This window comes from Erwinia sp. 1181_3, from assembly GCF_052824965.1.
This window is the reverse complement of sequence record NZ_VTDE01000001.1, coordinates 799,470-823,524: the sequence shown is the minus strand read 5'-3', so window position 1 is coordinate 823,524 and position 24,055 is coordinate 799,470. Positions and strand designations below refer to the sequence as shown.

At 53.7% G+C, this 24,055-nt stretch carries 19 protein-coding genes and 1 pseudogene; 17 read left to right on the top strand and 3 right to left on the bottom strand.

The genetic code is table 11. The features are described from left to right. Window positions 1–46: 46 nt before the first annotated feature. The gene (locus tag FY046_RS03650) at window positions 47–1,531 is read left to right on the top strand and encodes a porin family protein (RefSeq protein WP_238336998.1); all 1,485 of its coding nucleotides are present in this window, start codon (window positions 47–49) and stop codon (window positions 1,529–1,531) included. Window positions 1,532–1,604: 73 nt separating this feature from the next. Here FY046_RS03650 and yfbR read toward each other — a convergent pair whose 3' ends face one another. Together yfbR and FY046_RS03640 are read right to left on the bottom strand one after the other, a co-directional pair. Further along, window positions 1,605–2,201, bottom strand: coding sequence for a 5'-deoxynucleotidase (gene yfbR / locus FY046_RS03645; protein WP_133841395.1), 597 nt, complete (start codon window positions 2,199–2,201; stop codon window positions 1,605–1,607). A gap of 60 nt (window positions 2,202–2,261) precedes the next feature. Then, window positions 2,262–3,479: a pyridoxal phosphate-dependent aminotransferase gene (locus FY046_RS03640; protein WP_133841396.1), complete on the bottom strand. Its 1,218-nt coding sequence runs from the start codon at window positions 3,477–3,479 to the stop codon at window positions 2,262–2,264. A 1,032-nt stretch (window positions 3,480–4,511) separates the two neighbouring features. On the opposite strand from FY046_RS03640, the gene lrhA reads away from it, so the two are divergent. The 15 genes and pseudogenes from lrhA (at window position 4,512) to FY046_RS03565 (ending at window position 21,601) form a co-directional block, all read left to right on the top strand. Then, the gene (gene lrhA, locus FY046_RS03635; protein WP_133841397.1) at window positions 4,512–5,438 is read left to right on the top strand and encodes a transcriptional regulator LrhA; all 927 of its coding nucleotides are present in this window, start codon (window positions 4,512–4,514) and stop codon (window positions 5,436–5,438) included. A 668-nt stretch (window positions 5,439–6,106) separates the two neighbouring features. Beyond that, entirely contained in the window at window positions 6,107–6,544 is a 438-nt protein-coding gene (gene nuoA / locus FY046_RS03630) for an NADH-quinone oxidoreductase subunit NuoA (protein WP_004158614.1), read from the top strand. Between the two features lie 15 nt (window positions 6,545–6,559). After that, a complete protein-coding gene (locus FY046_RS03625; protein ID WP_133841399.1) occupies window positions 6,560–7,234 on the top strand; it encodes a NuoB/complex I 20 kDa subunit family protein in 675 nt (224 codons plus the stop codon). Window positions 7,235–7,337: 103 nt separating this feature from the next. Then, a pseudogene (gene nuoC, locus FY046_RS03620) lies at window positions 7,338–9,151 on the top strand (NADH-quinone oxidoreductase subunit C/D). 2 nt (window positions 9,152–9,153) lie between these two features. Beyond that, window positions 9,154–9,669 (top strand): NADH-quinone oxidoreductase subunit NuoE, encoded by a 516-nt coding sequence (gene nuoE, locus FY046_RS03615; RefSeq protein WP_133841401.1) that lies wholly within the window; start codon window positions 9,154–9,156, stop codon window positions 9,667–9,669. Further along, on the top strand, window positions 9,666–11,006 hold the full coding sequence (gene nuoF, locus FY046_RS03610) for an NADH-quinone oxidoreductase subunit NuoF (RefSeq protein ID WP_133841402.1): 1,341 nt from the start codon (window positions 9,666–9,668) through the stop codon (window positions 11,004–11,006). The genes nuoE and nuoF overlap by 4 nt, the downstream gene beginning before the upstream one ends. 50 nt (window positions 11,007–11,056) lie before the next feature. Further along, a complete protein-coding gene (gene nuoG, locus FY046_RS03605) occupies window positions 11,057–13,783 on the top strand; it encodes an NADH-quinone oxidoreductase subunit NuoG (protein WP_133841403.1) in 2,727 nt (908 codons plus the stop codon). After that, the gene (gene nuoH, locus FY046_RS03600) at window positions 13,780–14,757 is read left to right on the top strand and encodes an NADH-quinone oxidoreductase subunit NuoH (RefSeq protein WP_133841404.1); all 978 of its coding nucleotides are present in this window, start codon (window positions 13,780–13,782) and stop codon (window positions 14,755–14,757) included. The genes nuoG and nuoH overlap by 4 nt, the downstream gene beginning before the upstream one ends. A 13-nt stretch (window positions 14,758–14,770) precedes the next feature. Beyond that, window positions 14,771–15,313 (top strand): NADH-quinone oxidoreductase subunit NuoI, encoded by a 543-nt coding sequence (gene nuoI / locus FY046_RS03595; RefSeq protein WP_048915455.1) that lies wholly within the window; start codon window positions 14,771–14,773, stop codon window positions 15,311–15,313. Window positions 15,314–15,323: 10 nt separating this feature from the next. Beyond that, the gene (nuoJ, locus tag FY046_RS03590) at window positions 15,324–15,878 is read left to right on the top strand and encodes an NADH-quinone oxidoreductase subunit J (protein ID WP_133841405.1); all 555 of its coding nucleotides are present in this window, start codon (window positions 15,324–15,326) and stop codon (window positions 15,876–15,878) included. Further along, window positions 15,875–16,177, top strand: a complete 303-nt coding sequence (gene nuoK / locus FY046_RS03585; protein WP_133841406.1) for an NADH-quinone oxidoreductase subunit NuoK — start codon at window positions 15,875–15,877, stop codon at window positions 16,175–16,177. Before nuoJ ends, nuoK begins: the two co-directional genes overlap by 4 nt. Beyond that, window positions 16,174–18,012 (top strand): NADH-quinone oxidoreductase subunit L, encoded by a 1,839-nt coding sequence (nuoL, locus tag FY046_RS03580; RefSeq protein WP_167863593.1) that lies wholly within the window; start codon window positions 16,174–16,176, stop codon window positions 18,010–18,012. Before nuoK ends, nuoL begins: the two co-directional genes overlap by 4 nt. A gap of 71 nt (window positions 18,013–18,083) precedes the next feature. Next, window positions 18,084–19,604, top strand: a complete 1,521-nt coding sequence (nuoM, locus tag FY046_RS03575) for an NADH-quinone oxidoreductase subunit M (RefSeq protein WP_167863594.1) — start codon at window positions 18,084–18,086, stop codon at window positions 19,602–19,604. Window positions 19,605–19,610: 6 nt separating this feature from the next. After that, the gene (gene nuoN, locus FY046_RS03570; protein ID WP_133841409.1) at window positions 19,611–21,068 is read left to right on the top strand and encodes an NADH-quinone oxidoreductase subunit NuoN; all 1,458 of its coding nucleotides are present in this window, start codon (window positions 19,611–19,613) and stop codon (window positions 21,066–21,068) included. A 74-nt stretch (window positions 21,069–21,142) separates the two neighbouring features. Beyond that, window positions 21,143–21,601: a GNAT family N-acetyltransferase gene (locus FY046_RS03565; RefSeq protein WP_133841410.1), complete on the top strand. Its 459-nt coding sequence runs from the start codon at window positions 21,143–21,145 to the stop codon at window positions 21,599–21,601. 111 nt (window positions 21,602–21,712) lie between these two features. Here the strand turns inward: FY046_RS03565 and FY046_RS03560 are convergent, their stop codons facing one another. Further along, window positions 21,713–23,371, bottom strand: coding sequence for a glucan biosynthesis protein D (locus FY046_RS03560; protein ID WP_133841411.1), 1,659 nt, complete (start codon window positions 23,369–23,371; stop codon window positions 21,713–21,715). Between the two features lie 334 nt (window positions 23,372–23,705). Between FY046_RS03560 and elaB the strand changes: the two genes are divergently transcribed. Then, the gene (elaB, locus tag FY046_RS03555) at window positions 23,706–24,017 is read left to right on the top strand and encodes a stress response protein ElaB (protein ID WP_133841412.1); all 312 of its coding nucleotides are present in this window, start codon (window positions 23,706–23,708) and stop codon (window positions 24,015–24,017) included. Window positions 24,018–24,055 lie beyond the last annotated feature (38 nt).

Genomic DNA, 24,055 nt, shown 5'->3' with positions numbered 1-24,055 from the left:
TCCTTTATCGGATCCCTGCTTTTTTTATTCGGGGAACGTTATGCGGATGAGCAGGCTGATGGGTATCCGTGCCTTACGAATCGCTATACCCTTTTTTTGTACGCTCTCAGTCGCTCATGCTCAGGAGCGTGAAGATACTCGCCGCATGCTTGAGATGAACGTGCAGCGCCAGGCGGCAGACCGCGAACGCGATCTGTTGCAGAGTGAAACCACCGCCCCGGCGGGCAGTACAATTACGATTGATGGACAAACCTGGCAGGTAGAGCACAGCTCCCCGGCCGTGGGGCAGGCGCTCTATCTGTCGCTGCAATCGCAGCAGTGGCCGGAAGCGCAACGTTTTCTCAATGACTATCTGACCTTTGCCGACCGTGACCCGCTGCTGGTGCACTACGCACAGGGATTGCTGGCGCGCAAAAGGGGTGATTTTTCGCAGTCTGTTGCTGAATTTACCGCACTGCTGAACAGGCAGCCCGGTTTCCTGCCAGCCCGGCTTGAGCTGGCCCGCACGCTGTTTGAAGATGGTCAGGAGCGCGAGGCGGAGAATACCTTCACCGAGACGCTGGAGAGTATTGATGCCAGCGACCCAAAAACGGCGGGCGTCCGCAAGTCGATTGGCCTGTTCCGTGATGCACTGGAACAACGTCAGGCCTGGACCGGGGCTTTCGCTTTTGGTCCCGAATGGACGGATAACGTTAACCGGACCTCTGCCAGCCAGACCTGCCTGCTGTCGATCAGTGGTCAGTGTTATTACGAGCGCACCTTGCCGAAGGCGATCAGTACCACTGGCATCAGCTTTGACGCCAGCGTGCAGCGGCGTATTCCCATCTGGCAGCATCATGGCTTGTATATTCGTTCACAGCTGTTTGGTACTCAGTACCGCACCCACGGCGACTACAACGAAACGACCTTCAGTACTCAGGCGGGTTACAGCTATCGCAAGGGACGCCATCAGATTGCTGTTGCACCCACGTTTGAGTATTACGATCTGGGCAATGATGCCTTTTACGGTGCCTGGGGTGCGCACGCAGAGTGGAGCTATCTGGCGGGCAGCGCCTCGTTGCTGAAAATTGAGAGCGACTATAAAGCGATGCGCTTTCGGCAGCAGCTGTATGCGCAAAATTTTGATGGCGGGCAAACCTCAACTTACGCCACCTTGTATCGTGAGGTTGGGGCAGGGGTGACGTTGTTTGGCGGTATCGATTTTGTCGACAGTACGGCGGAAGATAAGGTCAATGCCTATCAGCAGAAGGGCGTTCGTCTGGGCGCTTCTGTTGAGTTACCTGCCGGGTTCCAGGCGACCGTATTTAGCGCGTATCGGCAGCGTGATTACGGCATGTACAGTCCGCTTCTTGAGATGCGTCGTCGCGACAAAGAGCAGAATTATACGCTGGTGCTGAAGGCGGTTGACTGGAAGGTCGCGGGGTTTGTTCCACTGCTGACCGTGCGGCATAACAAGGTGAAGAGTAACGTCGACTGGTTGTACAGCTATGATCGTAATGACGTGAGTCTGAAACTGGAGTATGCGTTTTGACCGCCGGGTCAGGCATGCCTGACCCCTGGGAAATATCCGTGCAGCTGGGCGTGGCATGCCGCGCCCGGGAGGATTACAACGAGTCCTGGCTGATTTCGTCCAGCGACAGGCTGAAGCTCGGCACGAAGACTTCGACGAAATAGTCCATTTCCGGGCTGTGGCGCTGCGTCAGCGTCTTCTCAAGCCGCGCTTTTGCCAGCAGAAACTCATTATTACCCGCTGATAATTCTTCCAGGCATTTCAGATAGGCACAGAGAGCATCAGCCTGCTTGACGATGGCCGTCTCCGCTTCGCTGTGCTGATGTTCATCAATCAGCGGTGCATAGGCGGAACGCAGCTCTTCCGGCAGCATTTCAATCAGCTTTTGCTGGGCAATCTTCTCTATCTTTTTGTACTCATGGGCAATCTGCGCGTTGTAATACTTCACCGGTGTGGGCAGATCGCCGGTCAGCACTTCGCTGGCATCGTGATAAATCGCCATCATTGCGATACGTTCAGCGTTGAGATTGCCATTAAATTTCTTATTTTTGATCAGGGCCAGAGCATGGGCGACCATTGCCACCTGTAAGCTGTGCTCCGAGACATTTTCGGTACGCACATTACGCATCAGCGGCCAGCGGTTGATCAGTTTCAGGCGGGAGAGGTGGGCAAAGAAGTGGCTTTGAGTCATGGTCATTTTCCCTTACGTCAAAATGCGAAGAGCGGCCTTAGCCGCTCTTTGGGGGGAACATTACAGCTGGCGATAGCCGCTGAGGAAGCGACCAAACTTGTTAATCGCCATATCCAGCTCATCCACGCGCGGCAGGGTGACGATACGAACGTGATCCGGCCACGGCCAGTTAAACGCAGTACCCTGCACCAGCAACACTTTTTCTTGTAGCAGGAAGTCGAGCACCATTTTCTGGTCATCGTGGATGTTGAACTTCTTACTGTCGATTTTCGGGAACATATACAGCGCGCCATCCGGCTTCACGCAGCTGACTCCCGGGATTTCATTGATCAACTCCCAGGCACGGTTGCGCTGTTCATACAGACGGCCGCCAGGCTGGATAAATTCGCTAATACTCTGATATCCCCCCAGCGCCGTCTGAATCGCATGTTGCGCAGGGACGTTAGCGCACAGGCGCATTGAGGCCAGCATTTCCAGCCCTTCAATATAGCCTTTCGCATGTTTTTTCGGCCCATTCAGCACCATCCAGCCCTGACGGAAGCCCGCCACACGGTAGGTTTTTGACAGACCGTTAAAGGTAATGGTCAACAGATCCGGTGCCAGGGCGGCAATAGAGTGATGCTGTGCGGCGTCATAAAGAATTTTGTCGTAGATCTCGTCGGCAAAAATAATCAGGTTATGCTGACGCGCCAGTTCGACCACTTCCAACAGCAGTTCTTTGCTGTAGACGGCACCGGTCGGGTTGTTCGGGTTAATAATCACAATGCCGCGAGTACGCGGTGTAATTTTGCTGCGGATATCATCCAGGTCCGGGAACCATCCTGCAGACTCATCACACAGGTAGTGAACCGCTTTGCCGCCAGAGAGCGATACGGCCGCCGTCCACAACGGATAATCCGGCGCTGGCACCAGCATTTCGTCGCCGCTGTTCAGCAGCGCCTGCATGGATTGCACAATCAGTTCAGACACACCGTTACCGATATAGATGTCTTCTACTGTCATATCACGCACGCCGCGCGCCTGATAATGCTGCATGATCGCTTTACGGGCGGAATAGAGGCCTTTTGAGTCGCAATAACCCTGTGCGCTTGGCAGGTTACGGATGACATCGACCAGAATTTCATCCGGGGCTTCAAAACCGAACGGGGCAGGGTTACCGATGTTCAGCTTGAGGACTTTATTTCCTTCTTCTTCGAGGCGCTTGGCTTCTTTTAATACCGGGCCGCGAATGTCGTAACACACATTATCCAGTTTGCTGGATTTATCAATTGGGGTCATCTCTGTCGCCTTGACTGGCAGAAGGGCATTCCTGCCGTGGAAAACTAAACATTGCACAATGTACTCTTCTCCTGGTTCCTTTTGAAGGGTAGCAACAGGCTTTGGTGTGTTAAAGGATGTTTTTTCATTCAGATGGCAGGCGTGCACACTGGATCGCTGTTTTATGACATTTCATGCTGTTATCTGAGTGTAATCCGATGTGAACAACTATTCAGATGTTTTAAAATCTCAGCGTATTGTCCTATCCGTCATACTTTTTCAACGTGATTATTAAATTATTTAGTAAATATTGATGTACTGATGATACATGAAACAGTCAAGTCATGCTTATTTGTCGGTATGTTTTTTGTACAAGGCGGGCTTTGCGTGAAGATTGACCATTGAGGGCTGATCCGCATGCTGCCTCGACCGAGTGTGATAATCGTGCTGTGGGAATAATAAAGTTTGTAGTGTCAGGGCCTGTGCTGCGGGCTGTTGCCAATAAAATCTTACTTTAGTGATAAGAATAATCAGTTTTGGGCTTAAAAAGTAAACGACAGTATGTCAGGATAACCTTCAGGAGACTTTGCACCGGGTGTGCAGGTTCTTCCGGTAATAAAAAAAAGATTTTTATTACCCTAAACAATAAGTACTGCTTAACATTTTTCGCTGTTTCTACAGCGTGTTGGTAACTTAATTTTCAAGGGTTGTTTTAGACTAACGACACCGCAACTCGTCTCTTTTTGAGTTTTGTCGGCGTTACTTAACTATAACGACGCGGCTTCCTGCAACTTATGGGTTAGTGCAGCGTGCATTAGTGATGTATCAGACGGAAGAACCTTTTCTCTGCGATCTTGCCATTCACCATTGGTCAAAATTACCAGAGTAAAAACTACTTATTCGTCTGCCAATGAAAGTAATGCATCGGGTAATTTTTTTTATTGCTAAACACTGTAGCCATTATGCAATTGTTATCATTTTATCCCATTGATAAAAAAGGTAATAACACCAGGGTAGCTGTTTGTAAAAAACTTATAAAGTGAAGAAAAAAACATGACTAGTGCAAATCGTCCAATACTTAATCTTGACCTCGATCTGCTGAGAACCTTCGTTGCTGTTGCTGATTTGAACACCTTTGCTGCCGCTGCAGCAGCGGTGTGCAGAACGCAGTCAGCCGTAAGCCAGCAGATGCAGCGTCTGGAACAATTGGTAGGCAAAGAGCTGTTTGCCAGGCATGGACGCAACAAGTTATTAACGGAACATGGTATTCAGTTACTGGGCTACGCCAGAAAAATCCTGCGCTTCAACGATGAAGCCTGTACTTCTCTGATGTACAGCAACATTCAGGGCGTACTGACCATCGGCGCATCTGATGATACTTCTGATACCATTTTACCGTTTCTGCTCAACCGCGTGACATCGGTTTACCCGAAACTGGCTATCGATGTCCGTGTGAAACGCAATCCCTTCATGATGGAAATGTTAAACCAGGGTGAAGTTGATCTGGTGGTGACGACCTCCAGCCCGATGAACTTCGCCTGGCAGGTTCTGCGTACGTCTCCAACATTGTGGTACTGCGCAGCGGATTATATCTTCCAGCGTGGAGAAGCCATTCCTTTGGTTCTGCTGGATGAGCCAAGCCCATACCGTGACATGGCCATTGACCATCTTAACGAAGCGGGCATTCCGTGGCGTATCTCGTACGTTGCCTCAACACTTGCTGCGGTCCGTGCTGCGGTGAAAGCGGGCCTGGGTGTCACAGCTCGTCCGGTTGAGATGATGAGCCCGGAATTACGCGTAATGGGGGCTGCTGAAGGGCTGCCAATGTTGCCAGACACCGAGTATTTGCTGTGCCGTAACCCGGACAGCGATAACGAACTGGCGCTGGCAATCTTCAACGCAATGGAGTCCGGCAATGATCCCTATCGCCTGACCCCTGCAGCGCCAGACAGCGCAGCTTTTGCCGATGAAGAAGAATAACCAGTAAACGCAAACGATTACTTTTATCATTAAACATTGATGAATTTAAGTTTTACTGAGTAAAAAAGGCCTTTCAGCGTATTTTTAATCTGAAAGGCCTTTTTTTTACCTTTTAGTCGAGTGAAACCCTTCTTTTTTTGACGTCAATTAACACTGCGGTGTCAAAAATTCACCTATTCGTTGAACGACGATTTTTTTCCTCTTTCCGAGCCATCTGGTCCGATCAGTGAATTGATTCGGCAGTAAAAAAACCGACCGTTTTTATCACTAAAAACACCAAACTGTGTTCTGGATCAAAAAAATAACCCCATTAAGGGGCAGGAAAAGAGGACGAATCCTGCCAAAATAGGCCTTGTTAAATACACGATCCAAACAAGGTTTTAACCGCTACACTTTGATCACATGATGTCACTGACTCGATTTAGCCCATTTTTTGAGCATCATGTGTTAAATAAATGTTGTGAGTGTAAAATAATGTGCGGATAGTTTTGTCAAAGTTGACAAAAGGTCAGTTAAAGGAGTAAAAAACCACATAAAATTACTGCCTAATCGCTAAAGACGGTAAAATTTATAAGGTTTTTCATTCTTCCCTTGAATCGATGTGGTGTGTTAACTGCCAAATAATAGAGCAGGACGCAAAACGCCACTTTTGGTGAGTAAGCAAGAGTATGTCAACAACCACAGAAGTCGTCGCCCATCACTGGGCATTCGCTGTTTTCCTGATCGTCTCGATTGGTCTCTGCTGCCTGATGTTGGCCGGAGCATGGTTTTTGGGCGGAAAAGCCCGTGGAAGGCATACAAATACACCTTTTGAATCCGGTATCGCCTCTGTAGGCACCGCAAAACTGCGTCTGTCTGCCAAGTTCTACCTGGTTGCCATGTTCTTCGTCATCTTCGACGTTGAAGCCCTCTATCTCTACGCATGGTCGACGGCTATTCGCGAAAGCGGATGGGTCGGCTTTGTCGAAGCCGCCATTTTCATTTTGGTTCTGCTTGCTGGTCTGTTTTATCTGGTTCGCATTGGCGCACTGGATTGGGCTCCTGCCCGTCGTCAGTTTGACGTCAAACCTACCACCATCTCGCACGCCAACCGTCACAAGCAGTAACAGCGAGGCATTAACATGGACTATACGCTCACCCGCATAGACCCGAACGGTGAGAATGACCGTTACCCACTGCAAAAACAGGAGATCGTGACCGATCCCCTGGAAAAGCACGTTCATCAAAACGTCTACATGGGCAAGCTGGAACATGCCATGCACGACATGGTGAACTGGGGTCGCAAGAACTCCCTTTGGCCGTTTAACTTCGGTCTTTCCTGTTGCTATGTCGAAATGACCACGTCGTTTACGTCGGTGCATGACGTTGCGCGCTTTGGTTCTGAAGTTATCCGTGCTTCGCCGCGCCAGGCAGACTTTATGGTGGTTGCAGGAACCTGCTTCACCAAGATGGCTCCGGTTGTTCAGCGCCTGTATGACCAGATGCTGGAACCGAAATGGGTGATCTCAATGGGTGCCTGTGCCAACTCCGGTGGCATGTACGACATCTATTCCGTAGTACAGGGCGTGGATAAATTCCTGCCAGTTGACGTGTATATTCCAGGCTGCCCACCGCGCCCTGAAGCGTATATGCAGGCGCTGCTGCTGCTGCAGGAGTCCATCGGAAAAGAACGTCGCCCGCTGTCGTGGGTGGTCAGCGATCAGGGCGTTTATCGCGCCAATATGCAATCTGAGCGCGACAGGAAAAACGCCGAGCGTATCGCAGTCACTAATCTGCGTACCCCTGACGAAATTTAAGACAGCAGTTTATGGATGTGGTCATGAAAAGCGCAATAAAAACACAATGTCATCGCGCTGACCCACCTGACGCCAACACTGAGTGCCTGTCTGACAGGCCAGAATGGTGAACAACTTATGACAGATTTAACCACGCAAGATCTCGCTCAGCCGTTATGGCAAACCCGAGATCACCAGGATGACCCGGTGATCGGCGAGCTGCGTAATCGTTTTGGGCCTGATGCCTTTACCGTGCAAGCAACCCGTACCGGCGTGCCGGTAGTCTGGGTGAAACGTGAGCAGTTGCTTGAGATTATTGAGTTCCTGCGCAAGTTGCCTAAACCTTATGTGATGCTGTATGACCTGCATGGCATGGATGAGCGCCTGCGTACGTACCGTGCCGGATTACCGGCGGCGGATTTTTCCGTTTTCTATCACTTCATCTCCATTGAACGCAATCGCGACATCATGCTCAAGGTGGCGTTGTCTGAAAACGATTTGAATGTGCCAACCATCACCAAAATTTTCCCGAATGCCAACTGGTATGAGCGTGAAACCTGGGAGATGTTTGGTATCAATGTCGAGGGCCACCCACACCTGACGCGCATCATGATGCCGCAGACCTGGGAAGGGCACCCGTTGCGTAAAGACTATCCGGCGCGTGCGACCGAATTCGATCCTTTCGAGCTGACCAAGCAGAAAGAGGATCTGGAGATGGAGTCCCTGACCTTCAAACCAGAAGACTGGGGCATGAAGCGTTCGACCAACAATGAGGACTTCATGTTCCTCAACCTGGGTCCGAACCACCCATCAGCGCACGGTGCTTTCCGTATCATCCTGCAACTGGACGGCGAAGAGATCGTCGACTGTGTGCCGGATATCGGTTACCACCATCGTGGTGCGGAAAAAATGGGCGAACGCCAGTCCTGGCACAGCTACATTCCGTACACTGACCGTATCGAGTATCTCGGCGGCTGCGTCAATGAAATGCCTTATGTACTGGCGGTTGAAAAACTGGCAGGTATCAAGGTGCCAGAACGCGTTGAAGTGATTCGCGTGATGCTTTCAGAGCTGTTCCGTATAAACAGCCATCTGCTGTACATCTCTACGTTTATTCAGGACGTCGGTGCTATGTCTCCGGTGTTCTTTGCCTTTACCGATCGCCAGAAAATTTATGACGTAGTGGAAGCTATTACCGGTTTCCGTATGCATCCGGCCTGGTTCCGCATTGGCGGCGTGGCGCATGACCTGCCGAAAGGCTGGGAACGCTTGCTGCGTGAGTTCCTCGACTGGATGCCAAAACGTCTGAAAGCTTACGAACAGACGGCGTTGAAAAACTCCGTGCTGATTGCCCGCTCCAAAGGTGTTTCTGCCTACAACATGGAAGAAGCGCTGGCCTGGGGCACCACCGGTGCTGGTCTGCGTGGTACGGGGCTGGACTTTGACGTGCGTAAATGGCGCCCGTACTCCGGTTATGAAAACTTCGATTTCGAAGTGCCAATCGGAGACGGCGTGAGCTGTGCTTACACGCGTGTGATGCTGAAGATGGAAGAGATGCGCCAGAGTATGCGCATTCTGGAACAGTGCCTGAAGAACATGCCAGCAGGCCCGTTCAAAGCCGACCATCCTCTGACCACACCGCCGCCGAAAGAGCGCACGCTGCAACATATCGAAACCCTGATCACTCACTTCCTGCAAGTGTCGTGGGGCCCGATTATGCCGGCCAACGAATCCTTCCAGATGATTGAGGCGACAAAAGGGATCAACAGTTACTACCTCACCAGTGATGGCAGCACCATGAGCTACCGCACCCGCGTGCGTACGCCAAGCTTCCCGCACTTGCAGCAGATCCCTTCGGTGATCAACGGCAGCCTGGTATCCGACCTGATCGTATACCTCGGTAGTATCGATTTTGTTATGTCAGACGTGGACCGCTAATTATGCACGATCAAAGAATTGCGATCGAAACGATCGATGAAACCGGGGCTTTTGTGCTGAGTGCGGCAGAGCGCGACGCCATCGAGCATGAAAAGCACCACTATGAAGACGCGCGTGCGGCTTCCATTGAAGCGCTGAAAATTGTCCAGAAACAGCGTGGCTGGGTGCCGGACGGTGCAATCCACGCCATTGCTGATGTGCTGGGGATCCCGGCCAGTGATGTGGAGGGGGTGGCAACGTTTTACAGCCAGATCTTCCGCACTCCGGTGGGCCGCCATGTGATCCGTTATTGCGATAGCGTGGTTTGTCATATTACGGGCTTCCAGGGGATTCAGTCGGCGTTGGAAAGCAGCCTGAATATCAAACCGGGTCAGACCACGGCGGACGGGCGCTTTACGCTGCTGCCAACCTGCTGTCTCGGCAACTGCGACAAAGGGCCGGTGATGATGGTGGATGAAGATACCCACGTTCATCTGACGCCGGAAGGTATCGCCAACTTACTGGAGCAGTATCAATGAGACAGATCGTGCGTACTGCCGAAATGCATCCGCTGACCTGGCGCATGCGTGAAGACAAACAGCCGGTATTCCTCGAAGAGTACCGCAGTAAGAATGGTTATGCCGGGGCTGAAAAAGCGCTGAAATCCCTGTCGCCGGAAGAGATTGTCAGTCAGGTTAAAGATTCGGGCCTGAAAGGGCGTGGCGGTGCAGGTTTCTCCACGGGTCTGAAGTGGAGCCTGATGCCAAAAGACGAATCCATGAACATCCGTTACCTGCTGTGTAACGCGGATGAAATGGAGCCGGGCACCTATAAAGACCGTCTGCTGATGGAGCAGATGCCACACCAGCTGGTGGAAGGCATGCTGATCAGCGCGTTTGCACTGAAAACCTACCGTGGCTACATCTTCCTGCGCGGTGAGTACATTGAGGCGGCCGTTAACCTGCGCCGTGCCATTGCGGAAGCGACCGAAGCGGGTCTGCTGGGTAAGAACATTCTCGGCACGGGGTTTGACTTTGAGCTGATTGTGCATACCGGCGCGGGGCGTTATATCTGCGGCGAAGAGACCGCACTGATTAACTCACTGGAAGGGCGTCGCGCTAATCCGCGTTCCAAGCCGCCATTCCCGGCTTCTGCGGGTGCCTGGGGCAAGCCGACCTGCGTTAACAACGTAGAGACGCTCTCTAACGTACCGGCCATTATCGCCAACGGCGTTGACTGGTACAAAGGGATTTCTACCAGCGAAGATGCCGGTACCAAAATGATGGGCTTTTCCGGTCGTGTGAAGAACCCGGGCGTATGGGAGCTGCCGTTTGGCACCACCGCGCGCGAGATCCTCGAAGAGTATGCCGGTGGCATGCGCGATGGCCTGAAGTTCAAAGCCTGGCAGCCAGGTGGCGCAGGTACGGACTTCCTGACCGAGTCGCACCTCGATCTGCCGATGGAATTTGCCAGTATTGGTAAAGCAGGTAGTCGTCTGGGTACGGCGCTGGCGATGGCCGTCGACCACGAAATCAACATGGTGTCGCTGGTGCGTAACCTTGAAGAGTTTTTTGCCCGTGAATCCTGCGGCTGGTGTACGCCATGCCGCGATGGCCTGCCGTGGAGTGTGAAAATTCTGCGCGCGCTGGAAAATAAACAGGGACAGCCGGGGGATATTGAAACCCTGCTGCAACTCTGCCGCCAGCTTGGCCCGGGTAAGACCTTCTGTGCGCATGCGCCTGGTGCAGTAGAGCCACTGCAAAGTGCCATTAAATATTTCCGCGAAGAGTTTGAAGCGGGTATGGCACCCCAGGTATTCAGCAACGCGCACGCGATTAGCGGCATCCAGCCCAACCTGTTAAAGGCGCGCTGGTAAGCAAAGTTTAACGCCCGTGTTCGCACGGGCCTTACGGAAGCATGTTCACTATGGCTACAATTCATGTAGACGGTAAAGAATATGATGTTGATGGCGCAGACAACCTCTTGCAGGCCTGTCTCTCCCTCGGCTTAGATATTCCTTATTTCTGCTGGCACCCGGCGCTCGGTAGCGTCGGTGCCTGCCGCCAGTGCGCGGTGAAGCAATTTCAGAATGCCGAAGACACCCGTGGCCGCCTGGTTATGTCCTGCATGACCCCGGCGTCTGACGGCACCTTTATTTCGATCGATGATGGCGAAGCCAAAGAGTTTCGCGAAAGCGTTGTCGAGTGGTTAATGACTAACCACCCGCACGACTGCCCGGTATGTGAAGAGGGCGGTAACTGTCACCTGCAAGATATGACAGTGATGACCGGCCACAGCTTCCGTCGTTATCGTTTCACGAAGCGTACCCACCGTAATCAGGATCTCGGTCCGTTCATTTCCCACGAAATGAACCGCTGCATCGCCTGTTACCGCTGCGTGCGTTACTACAAAGATTACGCGGATGGCACCGACCTCGGTGTCTATGGCGCGCACGATAACGTCTACTTCGGTCGTCCGGAAGACGGCGTACTGGAAAGCGAATTCTCCGGTAACCTGGTTGAAATTTGTCCGACCGGCGTATTCACGGATAAAACGCACTCTGAGCGTTATAACCGTAAGTGGGATATGCAGTTTGCACCGAGCATTTGCCAGCAGTGCAGCATCGGTTGTAACACCAGCCCGGGTGAGCGCTATGGCGAACTGCGTCGTATTGAAAACCGCTACAACGGTACTGTAAACCACTACTTCCTCTGCGACCGTGGTCGTTTCGGCTATGGCTACGTGAACCTGAAAGACCGTCCACGCCAGCCGATGCAGCGTCGCGGTGATGACTGGATCGCGCTGAATGCTGACCAGGCAATGCAGGGCGCGGCGGATGTGCTGCGCCAGGCGAAGAAAGTGATCGGCATTGGTTCCCCGCGAGCCAGCGTAGAAAGCAACTTTGCACTGCGTGAACTGGTCGGTGCAGAAAACTTCTCCACCGGCATTGCGGCGGGAGAGCAGGCGCGCCTGGATCTGATGCTGAAAGTATTGCGCGACAGCGGAATTCATACTCCGGCGCTGCGCGAAATTGAAAGCTACGATGCGGTGCTGGTGCTGGGTGAAGATCTGACCCAGACCGGAGCGCGCGTTGCACTGTCAGTGCGTCAGGCGGTGAAGGGCAAATCCCGTGAAATGGCTGCCGCACAGAAAGTGGCAGACTGGCAGATTGCCGCCATCCTGAACATCGGGCAGAACGCGAAGCACCCCCTGTTTGTCACCAACGTTGACCAGACCCGTCTTGATGACATTGCCGCCTGGAGCTATCGCGCCCCGGTGGAAGATCAGGCGCGTCTTGGTTTTGCCGTTGCGCATGAACTGGATGAAAGTGCGCCTGTCGTTACGGATATTGATAAGTCACTGGCAGGCAAAATTGACGTCATCGTTCAGGCATTAGCCGGGGCGAAGAAACCGCTGATTATCTCCGGGACTAACTCCGGCAGCGAAGCGATGATTCAGGCGGCCGCTAACGTGGCAAAAGCACTGAAGAATCGCGGTGCTGATGTAGGTATTACCCTGCTGGCAACCGCGACGAACAGCGTGGGTCTTGGCCTGATCGGTGGGAAATCCCTTGATGTGGCATTGTCCGAGCTGGAAAGCGGTGCAGCAGATGCCGTGATTATCATGGAAAACGATCTCTACCGTCACCTGCCAAAGGCGAAGGTGGATGCTGCGCTGGCCCATACGCCAAACGTGATCGTACTCGATCATCAGCGTACGTCGACCACGGAAAAAGCCGGTCTGATCCTCTCCAGCGCCAGCTTTGCTGAAAGCGACGGTACGGTAGTGAATCAGGAAGGCCGCGCACAGCGCTTCTTCCAGGTTTATGACCCTGCCTACTACGACGAAAAAGTACAGATGCTGGAAAGCTGGCGCTGGCTGCATTCGCTGCAAAGCACGATTAACAGCCGCGAAGTGGACTGGAGCCAGCTCGATCATGTGATCGATGCCTGCGTAGCGGCGTTGCCACAGCTGGCTGGGATTAAAGAAGCTGCACCTGATGCCAGCTTCCGTATTCGTGGTCAGAAACTGGCACGTTCACCTAACCGTTCGAGTGGGCGTACTGCAATGCGCGCCAACATCGACGTGCATGAGCCGCGTCAGCCGCAGGACAAAGACAGCATGTTTGCCTTCTCTATGGAAGGGAACAACCAGCCGTCTGCAGCACGTTCGCAAATTCCGTTTGCCTGGGCACCAGGCTGGAACTCACCTCAGGCATGGAATAAATTCCAGGCGGAAGTGGGCGGAAGCCTGCGTAATGGCGATCCAGGCGTGCGTCTGATCGAAGCGGGGGCCACACAGCTGGGCTGGTTCGACACGGTACCTGCTGCCTTCACTGGCGTGAACGATGCCTGGCGTGTGGCACCGTATTTCCACCTGTTCGGCAGCGATGAAATGACTCAGCGCGCCCCGGTTATTCAGCAGCGTATGCCAGAAGCCTACCTGATGGTTAATCCGGATGATGCTGCGAAGCTTGGGGTGAATGTCGGCACGGCCGTTGAGTTTACTTGCCAGGGCGAAACACTGCGCCTGCCAGTACGCTTCTCCAGCACGTTGCAGGCAGGGCAGGTGGGTTTGCCACTCGGTTTACCGGGCATTCCACCGTTCCTGGCGGGTAGCAACATCGACAATCTGCGGGAGGCAGTACAATGAGCTGGCTGACACCGGAAGTTATCGACGTGCTGATTGCCGTCGTAAAAGCGCTGATTATCCTGTTTGTGGTGGTCGGTTGTGGCGCCTTTATGAGCTTTGGTGAGCGCCGTCTGCTCGGCCTGTTCCAGAACCGATACGGGCCTAACCGTGTCGGCTGGGGCGGTTCCCTGCAGTTGGTCGCTGACATGATCAAAATGTTCTTTAAAGAGGACTGGATCCCGCCGTTTACCGACCGCGTGATTTTTACCCTCGCTCCTATGATTGCTTTTACCTCGCTGCTGCTGGCGATGGCGATTGTGCCGGTGACCTCCACCTGGATGGGCGCCGACCTGAACATTGGTCTGCTGTTCTTCCTGATGATGGCGGGTCTGGCGGTGTACGCGGTGCTGTTTGCCGGCTGGTCGAGTAATAACAAATACTCGCTGCTGGGCGCAATGCGTGCCTCTGCGCAGACCCTGAGCTATGAAGTGTTCCTCGGTCTGTCGTTGATGGGCGTGGTCGCACAGGCGGGCTCATTCAACATGGTCGACATTGTTAACAGTCAGCAGCATCTGTGGAACGTGATCCCGCAGTTCTTAGGTTTCCTTACCTTCTGCATCGCCGGTGTTGCGGTCTGTCACCGCCATCCGTTTGACCAGCCAGAAGCGGAACAGGAACTGGCCGACGGTTACCACATTGAATATGCCGGGATGAAATTCGGCCTGTTCTTTGTCGGTGAATACGTCGGTATCGTGACCGTTTCATCACTGATCGTCACGCTGTTCTTCGGCGGCTGGAACGGTCCGTGGTTGCCACCGATTTTCTGGTTCGCGATTAAAACGGCATTCTTCATGATGATGTTCATTCTGATTCGTGCTGCGTTACCGCGTCCGCGCTATGACCAGGTGATGTCGTTCGGCTGGAAAGTCTGTCTGCCGTTGACGCTGTTGAATCTGCTGGCGACTGCCGCAGTCATTCTGTACACGGCGCAGTAAGGGGTTTAAGAACATGACATTAAAAGACCTTGTCGTTGGTTTCGGGACAACCGTACGCAGTATCTGGCTGATAGGCATGAATGCCTTCGCCAAACGCGAAACCATGATGTATCCGGAAGAGCCGGTTTATCTGCCACCACGCTACCGTGGCCGTATTGTGCTGACGCGCGATCCGGATGGCCAGGAGCGCTGTGTTGCCTGCAACCTGTGTGCTGTTGCCTGCCCGGTAGGCTGTATTTCTCTGCAAAAAGCAGAGATGGCGGATGGCCGCTGGTATCCGGAGTTCTTCCGTATTAACTTCTCGCGCTGCATTTTCTGTGGCCTGTGTGAAGAGGCTTGCCCGACCACTGCGATTCAGCTTACCCCAGATTTCGAACTGGGTGAGTTCAAGCGTCAGGATCTGGTGTATGAAAAAGAACACTTGCTGATTTCCGGCCCGGGTAAATACCCGGAGTACAATTTCTACCGGATGGCGGGTATGGCGATCGACGGTAAAGACAAAGGCGACGCTGAAAACGAAGCCAAACCTATCGACGTCAAGGGCTTGTTACCTTAAGGAGCCAGGCATGGAATTTGCTTTTTATGTTAGTGGTCTGGTAGCGGTGCTGGCGACGTTGCGCGTCATCACTCATACCAACCCGGTACATGCGTTGCTGTACCTGATTATTTCTTTGCTGGCCGTTTCAGGAGTGTTCTTTTCGCTCGGCGCCTACTTTGCGGGCGCGCTGGAAATCATTGTTTATGCCGGTGCGATTATGGTGCTGTTCGTCTTCGTGGTGATGATGCTGAATCTGGGCGGCCAGGAAGTCGAGCAGGAGCGCCAGTGGCTGAAACCGAGTATGTGGATGGGGCCGGCTGCGCTCTCCCTGGTATTGCTGGTGGTGCTGGTTTATGCCATTAGCGGCATTAATGACCAGGGCATCGACGGCAAGATGATCGATGCGAAAGCAGTGGGTATCAGTCTTTTCGGTCCGTATGTTCTGGCCGTTGAGCTGGCATCGATGCTGCTTCTGGCGGGTCTGGTGGTGGCATTCCACATCGGGCGCGAACAGCGTTCTGGTGAGGTTCTGAGCAACCGTCCGGGTGATGCGGCGAAAAGTAATAAGGAGGAGCGGGTATGATCCCTCTACAGCATGGACTTATTCTGGCAGCCATCCTGTTTGTCCTTGGACTGACAGGCGTGGTGATCCGCCGCAATCTGCTGTTTATGTTGATTAGTCTCGAAATCATGATTAACGCCGCAGCACTGGCGTTTGTGGTGGCGGGAAGCTACTGGGGACAGGCCGACGGTCAGGTGATGTTTATCCTGGCAATCAGCCTGGCCGCGGCTGAGGCCAGCATTGGCCTGGCGCTGCTGCTGCAGCTCCATCGTCGTAGCCAGACCCTCAACATTGATAAAGTGAGCGAGATGCGCGGATGAACCTTCTCTATTTAACTATCCTGTTTCCGCTGATTGGCTTCTTACTGCTGGCGTTCTCCCGTGGCCGCTGGTCAGAGAATCTGTCTGCTACCGTGGGGATGGGATCGGTCGGCCTTGCGGCGCTGGTGGCGGCATATGCAGGTATCGACTTCTTCAATAACGGCCAGCAGGTATTCAACCAGGCGCTGTGGACCTGGATGCAGGTGGGTAATTTCAAAATTGATGTCAACCTGACGCTGGACGGCCTGTCGCTGACCATGTTGTCGGTGGTCACTGGCGTTGGTTTCCTGATCCACATGTTCGCGTCCTGGTATATGCGGGGAGAAGAGGGCTACTCACGCTTCTTCGCCTACACCAACCTGTTTATCGCCAGCATGGTCGTACTGGTGCTGGCCGATAACCTGATGCTGATGTATCTCGGCTGGGAAGGGGTGGGTCTCTGCTCTTATCTGCTGATTGGCTTCTATTACACCAACCCGAACAACGGCGCGGCGGCAATGAAAGCCTTTATCATCACCCGTGTGGGCGACGTGTTCCTGGCATTTGCGTTGTTTATTCTCTACAACGAGCTGGGTACGCTGAACTTCCGCGAAATGATGGAGCTGGCACCACAGCACTTTGCAGCGGATAACCACATGCTGCAGTGGGCGACCCTGATGCTGTTAGGCGGGGCGGTCGGTAAATCTGCACAGCTGCCGCTGCAAACGTGGCTCGCTGATGCAATGGCCGGCCCGACGCCGGTTTCTGCTCTGATCCACGCCGCCACGATGGTTACCGCGGGTGTTTACCTGATTGCCCGTACACACGGCTTGTTCCTGATGACGCCGGAAGTGCTGCATCTGGTCGGCATTATTGGTGCGGTCACGCTGGTACTGGCCGGTTTTGCCGCGCTGGTGCAAACCGATATCAAACGCGTGCTGGCTTACTCCACCATGAGCCAGATTGGTTATATGTTCCTGGCGCTGGGTGTTCAGGCCTGGGACGCGGCGATCTTCCATCTGATGACTCATGCGTTCTTTAAAGCGCTGCTGTTCCTCTCTTCTGGTTCGGTGATCCTTGCCTGCCATCATGAGCAGAACATCTTCAAGATGGGCGGTCTGCGTAAAAGTATCCCGCTGGTGTATGTCTGCTTCCTGGTCGGGGGCGCTGCGCTGTCTGCGCTGCCGCTGATCACCGCAGGCTTCTTCAGTAAGGATGAGATCCTGGCGGGTGCGCTGGCTAACGGTCATCTGAATCTGATGATTGCCGGCCTGGCAGGGGCGTTTATGACCTCCCTCTACACCTTCCGTATGATCTTCATTACCTTCCACGGGGAAGAAAAAATTCACGCTCATGCCGGCAAAGGGATCACTCACCATCTGCCGCTGATTGTGCTGTTAATTCTCTCAACCTTTATTGGTGCGATGATTGTTCCACCGCTGAAAGGCGTGTTGCCTGAGACCAGTGAGCTGGCGCACGGTAGCGTTCTGACGCTGGAGATTGCGTCTGGCGTAGTGGCGATTGTGGGCATCCTGCTGGCAGCTGCTCTTTGGCTGGGTAAACGCACTCTGGTGACGGCAATTGCCAACAGCGCAGTAGGCCGTTTCTTCAGTACCTGGTGGTTTGCTGCCTGGGGCTTCGACTGGCTGTATGACAAAGTCTTTGTTAAGCCTTATCTCGGCGTTGCCTGGCTGCTGTCGCGTGATCCGCTCAATTCACTGATGAATATTCCTGCTTTGCTGGCGCGCGGCGCTAACAAAGGCCTGGTCGTCAGTGAGAATGGCTATCTGCGCTGGTATCTCGCCTCCATGAGCATTGGTGCCGTTGTGGTACTGGCGCTGCTGCTGGTGATTTAAAGGTTTGTGAGTGGGGTGGGGCAGAGCCACACCCTATAAAGAATAAAAATCGCAATAAAGGGAAAACCGCCATGTTATTACCTTGGCTAATATTCATCCCGTTTGTCGGTGGGTTACTATGCTGGCAGCTGGAGCGCTTCGGGCCTAAGCTGCCACGCTGGATTGCACTGATCGCAATGGGGCTGACGTTTGTGCTCTCGCTGCAACTGTGGCTGCAGGGAGATTACTCACTGACTCAGGCGGCGGGCTTGCCGCAGTGGCAATCTGAGTTCTCCGTGCCGTGGATCCCACGCTTCGGTATTGAGTTCCATCTGGCCCTGGATGGTCTGTCGCTGCTGATGGTGGTACTGACCGGCCTGTTAGGCCTGATGGCTATTCTCTGTTCGTGGAATGAAATCGAGAAATGGCAGGGTTTCTTCCATCTGAACCTGCTGTGGATCCTCGGTGGCGTAATCGGCGTGTTCCTGGCAATGGACATGTTCCTGTTCTTCTTCTTCTGGGAGATGATGCTGGTGCCGATGTACTTCCTGATCGCACTCTGGGGCCACAAAGCCTCTGACGGGAAGACGCGTATTTCTGCTGCCACCAAGTTCTTCATCTACACCCAGGCCAGTGGTCTGGTGATGCTGATCGCCATTCTGGCGCTGGTGTTTGTGCACTACAACGCAACGGGCGTATGGACGTTTAACTACGAACTGCTGCTGAAAACCCCAATGACGCACGGCGTGGAATACATGCTGATGCTGGGCTTCTTCATTGCGTTCGCGGTGAAAATGCCGGTGGTACCGCTGCACGGCTGGTTACCGGATGCGCACAGTCAGGCCCCTACGGCAGGTTCTGTTGACCTGGCGGGGATCTTGCTGAAGACCGCGGCCTATGGCCTGCTGCGTTTTGCCCTGCCGCTGTTCCCGAATGCCTCTGCCGAGTTTGCACCGATTGCCATGTGGCTGGGGATTATCGGGATCTTCTACGGCGCATGGATGGCGTTCTCGCAGTACGACATCAAACGTCTGATTGCCTACACCTCGATTTCCCATATGGGCTTCGTGCTGATTGCTATCTACACGGGCAGCCAGCTGGCGTTCCAGGGTGCCGTCATCCAGATGATCGCGCATGGTCTTTCCGCTTCTGCGCTGTTTATTCTGTGTGGCCAGCTGTATGAGCGCCTGCATACCCGCGATATGCGTCAGATGGGCGGCCTGTGGTCACGTATCAAGTGGTTGCCGGGCCTGTCGCTGTTCTTCGCCGTTGCTAACCTGGGGATGCCGGGCACCGGTAACTTCGTCGGTGAGTTTATGATCCTGACGGGCAGCTTCCAGACTGTGCCGGTGATTATTGTCATCGCCACCTTTGGTCTGGTGTTCGCGTCGGTGTACTCGCTGATTATGATGCAACGCGCTTACTACGGTGCGCCGAAGTCAGAAACGCCGCTGCGGGGGATGTCTGCACGTGAGTTCCTGATGATCATGGTGCTGGTGGTCCTGCTGGTGTTGCTGGGTGTTTATCCGCAGCCGATTCTGGATACCTCTCATGCTGCGATGAGCAATATTCAGCAGTGGTTTACTGCTTCAATTTCAACTACAAGGCTGTAATTCGCCATGACAATAACTCCTCAACAATTGATCGCGCTTCTGCCGCTGCTGATCGTCGGATTGACGGTGGTAGTTGTGATGCTGTCCATTGCGTGGCGACGCAATCACTTCGTCAATGCGACGCTGGCAGTTGTCGGTCTCAACCTGGCGCTGTTTTCACTGTACTTTGTCGGTCAGGCAGGCCCCATGGATGTCACCCCGCTGATGCGGGTGGATGGTTATTCGATGCTGTATACCGGGCTGGTGATCCTTGCCAGCCTGGCGACCTGCACCTTTGCCTATCCGTGGCTGGCAACGTACCCGGACAACCGTGAAGAGTTCTATCTGTTGGTGCTGATTGCTGCCCTCGGTGGCGTGGTGCTGGCCAGTGCGAACCATTTGGCATCGTTGTTCATTGGTATTGAGCTGATTTCGCTGCCGCTGTTTGGTCTGGTGGGCTATGCCTTCCAGCAAAAACGCTCGCTGGAAGCCGCCATCAAGTACGCCATTCTGTCGGCAGCGGCCTCATCGTTCCTGCTGTTTGGTATGGCGCTGGTGTATGCCGATTCCGGTAACCTTGCTTTCGCATCACTGGGTGCAAGCCTGAATGACGGTGTGATCAACCAGCCGCTGTTGTTAGCGGGCCTGGGTCTGATGATTGTCGGCTTTGGCTTTAAACTGTCACTGGTGCCGTTCCATCTCTGGACGCCGGATGTTTACCAGGGCGCACCTGCACCGGTATCCACCTTCCTGGCAACCGCCAGCAAGATCGCCATTTTTGGCGTGCTGATGCGTCTGTTTATGTATGCGCCAATGGCGGATAACGAAGGTGTGCGTACCGTACTCAGCCTGATCGCCGTGGCATCCATGCTGTTTGGTAACCTGATGGCAATCTCGCAGAGCAATATCAAGCGTCTGCTGGGTTACTCTTCTATCGCTCACCTTGGTTACCTGCTGGTCGCCCTGATTGCGGTACAGACCCATCAGCTGTCGATGGAAACCGTTGGCGTTTATCTGGCCGGTTATCTGTTCAGCAGCCTCGGCGCCTTCGGTGTGGTCAGCCTGATGTCCAGCCCGTACCGTGGCCCGGATGCAGACTCTATGTACTCTTACCGTGGCCTGTTCTGGCACCGTCCGATCCTCGCCTCAGTCATGACCGTGATGATGCTGTCGCTGGCGGGTATCCCGATGACGCTGGGCTTTATCGGTAAGTTCTATGTGATTGCTGTCGGTGTCAGTGCGCACCTGTGGTGGCTGACCGGAGCTGTGGTGCTGGGCAGTGCCATTGGCCTGTACTACTATCTGCGTATGACCGTCAGTCTGTATCTTTCACCACCGGAACTGTCCCAGCGTGATGCGCCTGCTAACTGGGCATTTACTGCCGGTGGTGTGGTGGTGCTGATTTCCGCGATTCTGGTGCTGATACTGGGTATCTTCCCGCAGCCGCTGATTTCGCTGGTGAAACTGGCGCAGCCACTGATGTAATTTGATGCAAGACAGGTAATAATCGGGCCCACAGTGGCCCGATTTTTTTTGCTTCAGTCTGAGGAGTTAAGTTGATGGACATCATCTGGCAGGACCTGCACCACAGCGAACTCAGTGCCGCCCAGCTTTATCGGCTGCTGGCATTGCGCAACGCGGTGTTTATTGTTGAGCAGCAGTGCCCTTATCTCGATATTGATGGTGCGGATCTGGTGGGTGAAAACCGCCATCTGCTGGGTATCCTCGACAATCAGCTGGTTGCCTGTGCACGCATTCTGATGCCTGAAGGGGAGGGCCAGCCGGTCAAAATTGGTCGGGTGATTGTGTCCGGAGAGGCGCGCGGGCTGAACCTGGGGAGTCGGCTAATGGAGCAGGCCATGAATAGCTGCGAACACCATTGGCCAGGGCAGCCTATTTTTCTTTCTGCACAGGCGCATTTGCATCGTTTCTATGCTCGTCTGGGGTTTGTGGCAGTCAGCGGGGAGTATCTGGAGGATAATATTCCGCATATTGATATGCAGCGGACGTCTGGTTAGCGATAGCGTTTGGCGTTAATCGTTTATTTTAAGGTCAACGTCAACGTCAACGTCAACGCCCTGGACCTTGAGACGTTGACCTGGCCCTTGACCGGCCAGGTCCAAACGCGATTAACCCGCGGTCATAATCCGGTCATCCACGTATTTACGCTTATCCGGCGGCGGTGGAACATACTGATACAGCCAGGTTTCGCTTAACGTTTCATCTTTAGTCCGCAGGAACAGACGCATATTTACCGGTTCGGTGGAATCGCTGTTTGGATACCAGTCGAAGAGAATACGGTAACCATCAATCGGTTCAACGTAGAGGATTTCAACCTGCTTCAGCGTACCGGAGGTGACGTTAATCACCGGCTCAATGCCTTTCGGTGCTGCTGCTTTCAGATCGCCGCCAACAAAGTCAACGGCGAAACGGCGTGACCAGACGTTCGGGTAATGCTCGCCCGGTGCCCAGCCTTCCGGGAAACCGCCCATGCCGGTGCGGGTGGCATTAACACGTGCCAGACCGCTACGTACCGGTGGCAGGCCGCTCCAGTAAAGCTTGTAGGAGAAGCTGTGCTCGCTCCCGGCTTTGATGGCATCGGCTGGCTGCCAGAAGCAGACAATATTATCCAGCGTTTCACCCGTGGTCGGGATCTCCATCAGGTTAATCGCACCTTTACCCCACTTACCGACCGGTTCCACCCACAGGCTTGGGCGCTTGTTGTACCAGCCAATCACATCCTGATAACTGTCGAAGTCATGATTAAGCTGTAACATGCCAAAACCACGCGGGTTTTCATCCTGATAGGCGTTAAACGTCAGACGCTGTGGGTTGTTCAGCGGACGGCAAATCCACTCACCGCTCCCTGTCCACATGGCCAGACGATCGGAGTCGTGGATCTGCGGATGGATGGTATCGCACATGCGGCGCTCGTTATTGCCGCAGCTGAACATGGTGGTCATCGGCGAGATACCCAACTGCTGGATATCCTTGCGCGCATAAATGTGGTTTTCCACTTCCATCACTACGCGTTTATCTTCGCAGTGAATGGTGAATTTAAACGCGCCGGTGCAGCTCGGGCCATCCAGCAGGGTATACACCACAAAGGTGGTGTCATCGGCTTTCGGGGTTTCGAACCAGAAGGCGGTGAAGTCCGGGAACTCTTCTTTACCGTTACTGAAGGTGTCGATGGCCACGCCACGCGCGGACAGACCGTACTGGAAGGTTTCATCGACAGCACGGAAGTAGCTGGCGCCGAGGAACGAGACGATGTCGCGTTTTGCCAGCTCGGGTTTTTTAAATGCGCGGAAACCGGCGAAGCCAAGGTCGGTTTTGCCTTCCAGCTGTTTGGTGTCGACGTGAGCATTGTTGTAGTTAAACAACTCAGGGCGGAAGTGAATTTCACGCGCCTCACGACTGGCACCATCAACGGAGAACATGCGGATACGGCGCTTAAAGCCCATCCCCACATGGAAGAACTGAACGTCAAGCTGACGGTTGTCGATGCCGTTCCACAGCGAATGGTTGGCATCGTACTGGATTTCGTTATAGGCCTGCGGCGTCAGCGTTGCCAGTGTTTCAGGCAACGGCGCCGGAGCACCACCATAGGCCTGTTTTGCCATATCGGCGGCCATTTTTTTAAGCACATCAAAATCAAATCGCTTTGCGGAACCATCGGCAATCCCGTCTTCCGCCCAGGCAGCCTGGGAGAACAACGTGGATAAACCCGACATCCCACTGAGGGTTGCGAATGCCATTGACGCTTTCATAAACATTCTTCGATTCATGCCGGAAATAATTTCCTCAGGTGAACGGAGTTTGTAGTGACTGTCGTGCGTTTGCACGCATTCGCTTCGCCGGATAAAGGTCCGGTTACAGGGAGTTACGACAGCTTGCCTGGGTAATGATTCAGTTCACGCAAAATTTATCAGATAAATCTAACTACCGCAGTGGTTTCGCATGTGAATTAACGTAAATATCGGGAAAATAAGCACCCTTTGACCCGTTTTACTGTCCCTGAACACACCATTCTCAGTCGATTCCTGGCGGTTTTAATCAAGCAGAGCGGCAAAAACTGTCTATAGTTACCTGACGAAGATTTTTCGCCCAAGGAGAATGGAAATGGCAACAACGACTGAACCACATGAAACTCGCCTGGATGACGATCTGGCGCTGCTCACTGAAACCCTGGAAGAAGTGCTGAAGTCGTCGGGCGATCCGGCCGATCAGAAATACATTGAGCTGAAAGCGAAAGCGGAAAAATCACTGAACCAGGTGAAGTCCCGCATCAGCGATGCCTCTGATACCTACTATGTGCGAGCCCGTCAGGCCGTTACGCGTGCTGATGATTATGTCCACGATAAACCCTGGCAGGGGATTGGTGTCGGTGCCACGTTGGGCCTGGTCATCGGCCTGCTGCTGGCGCGTCGCTAATTCAGTAGAACAACAGGCAGTAGCACAACAGACGCCCT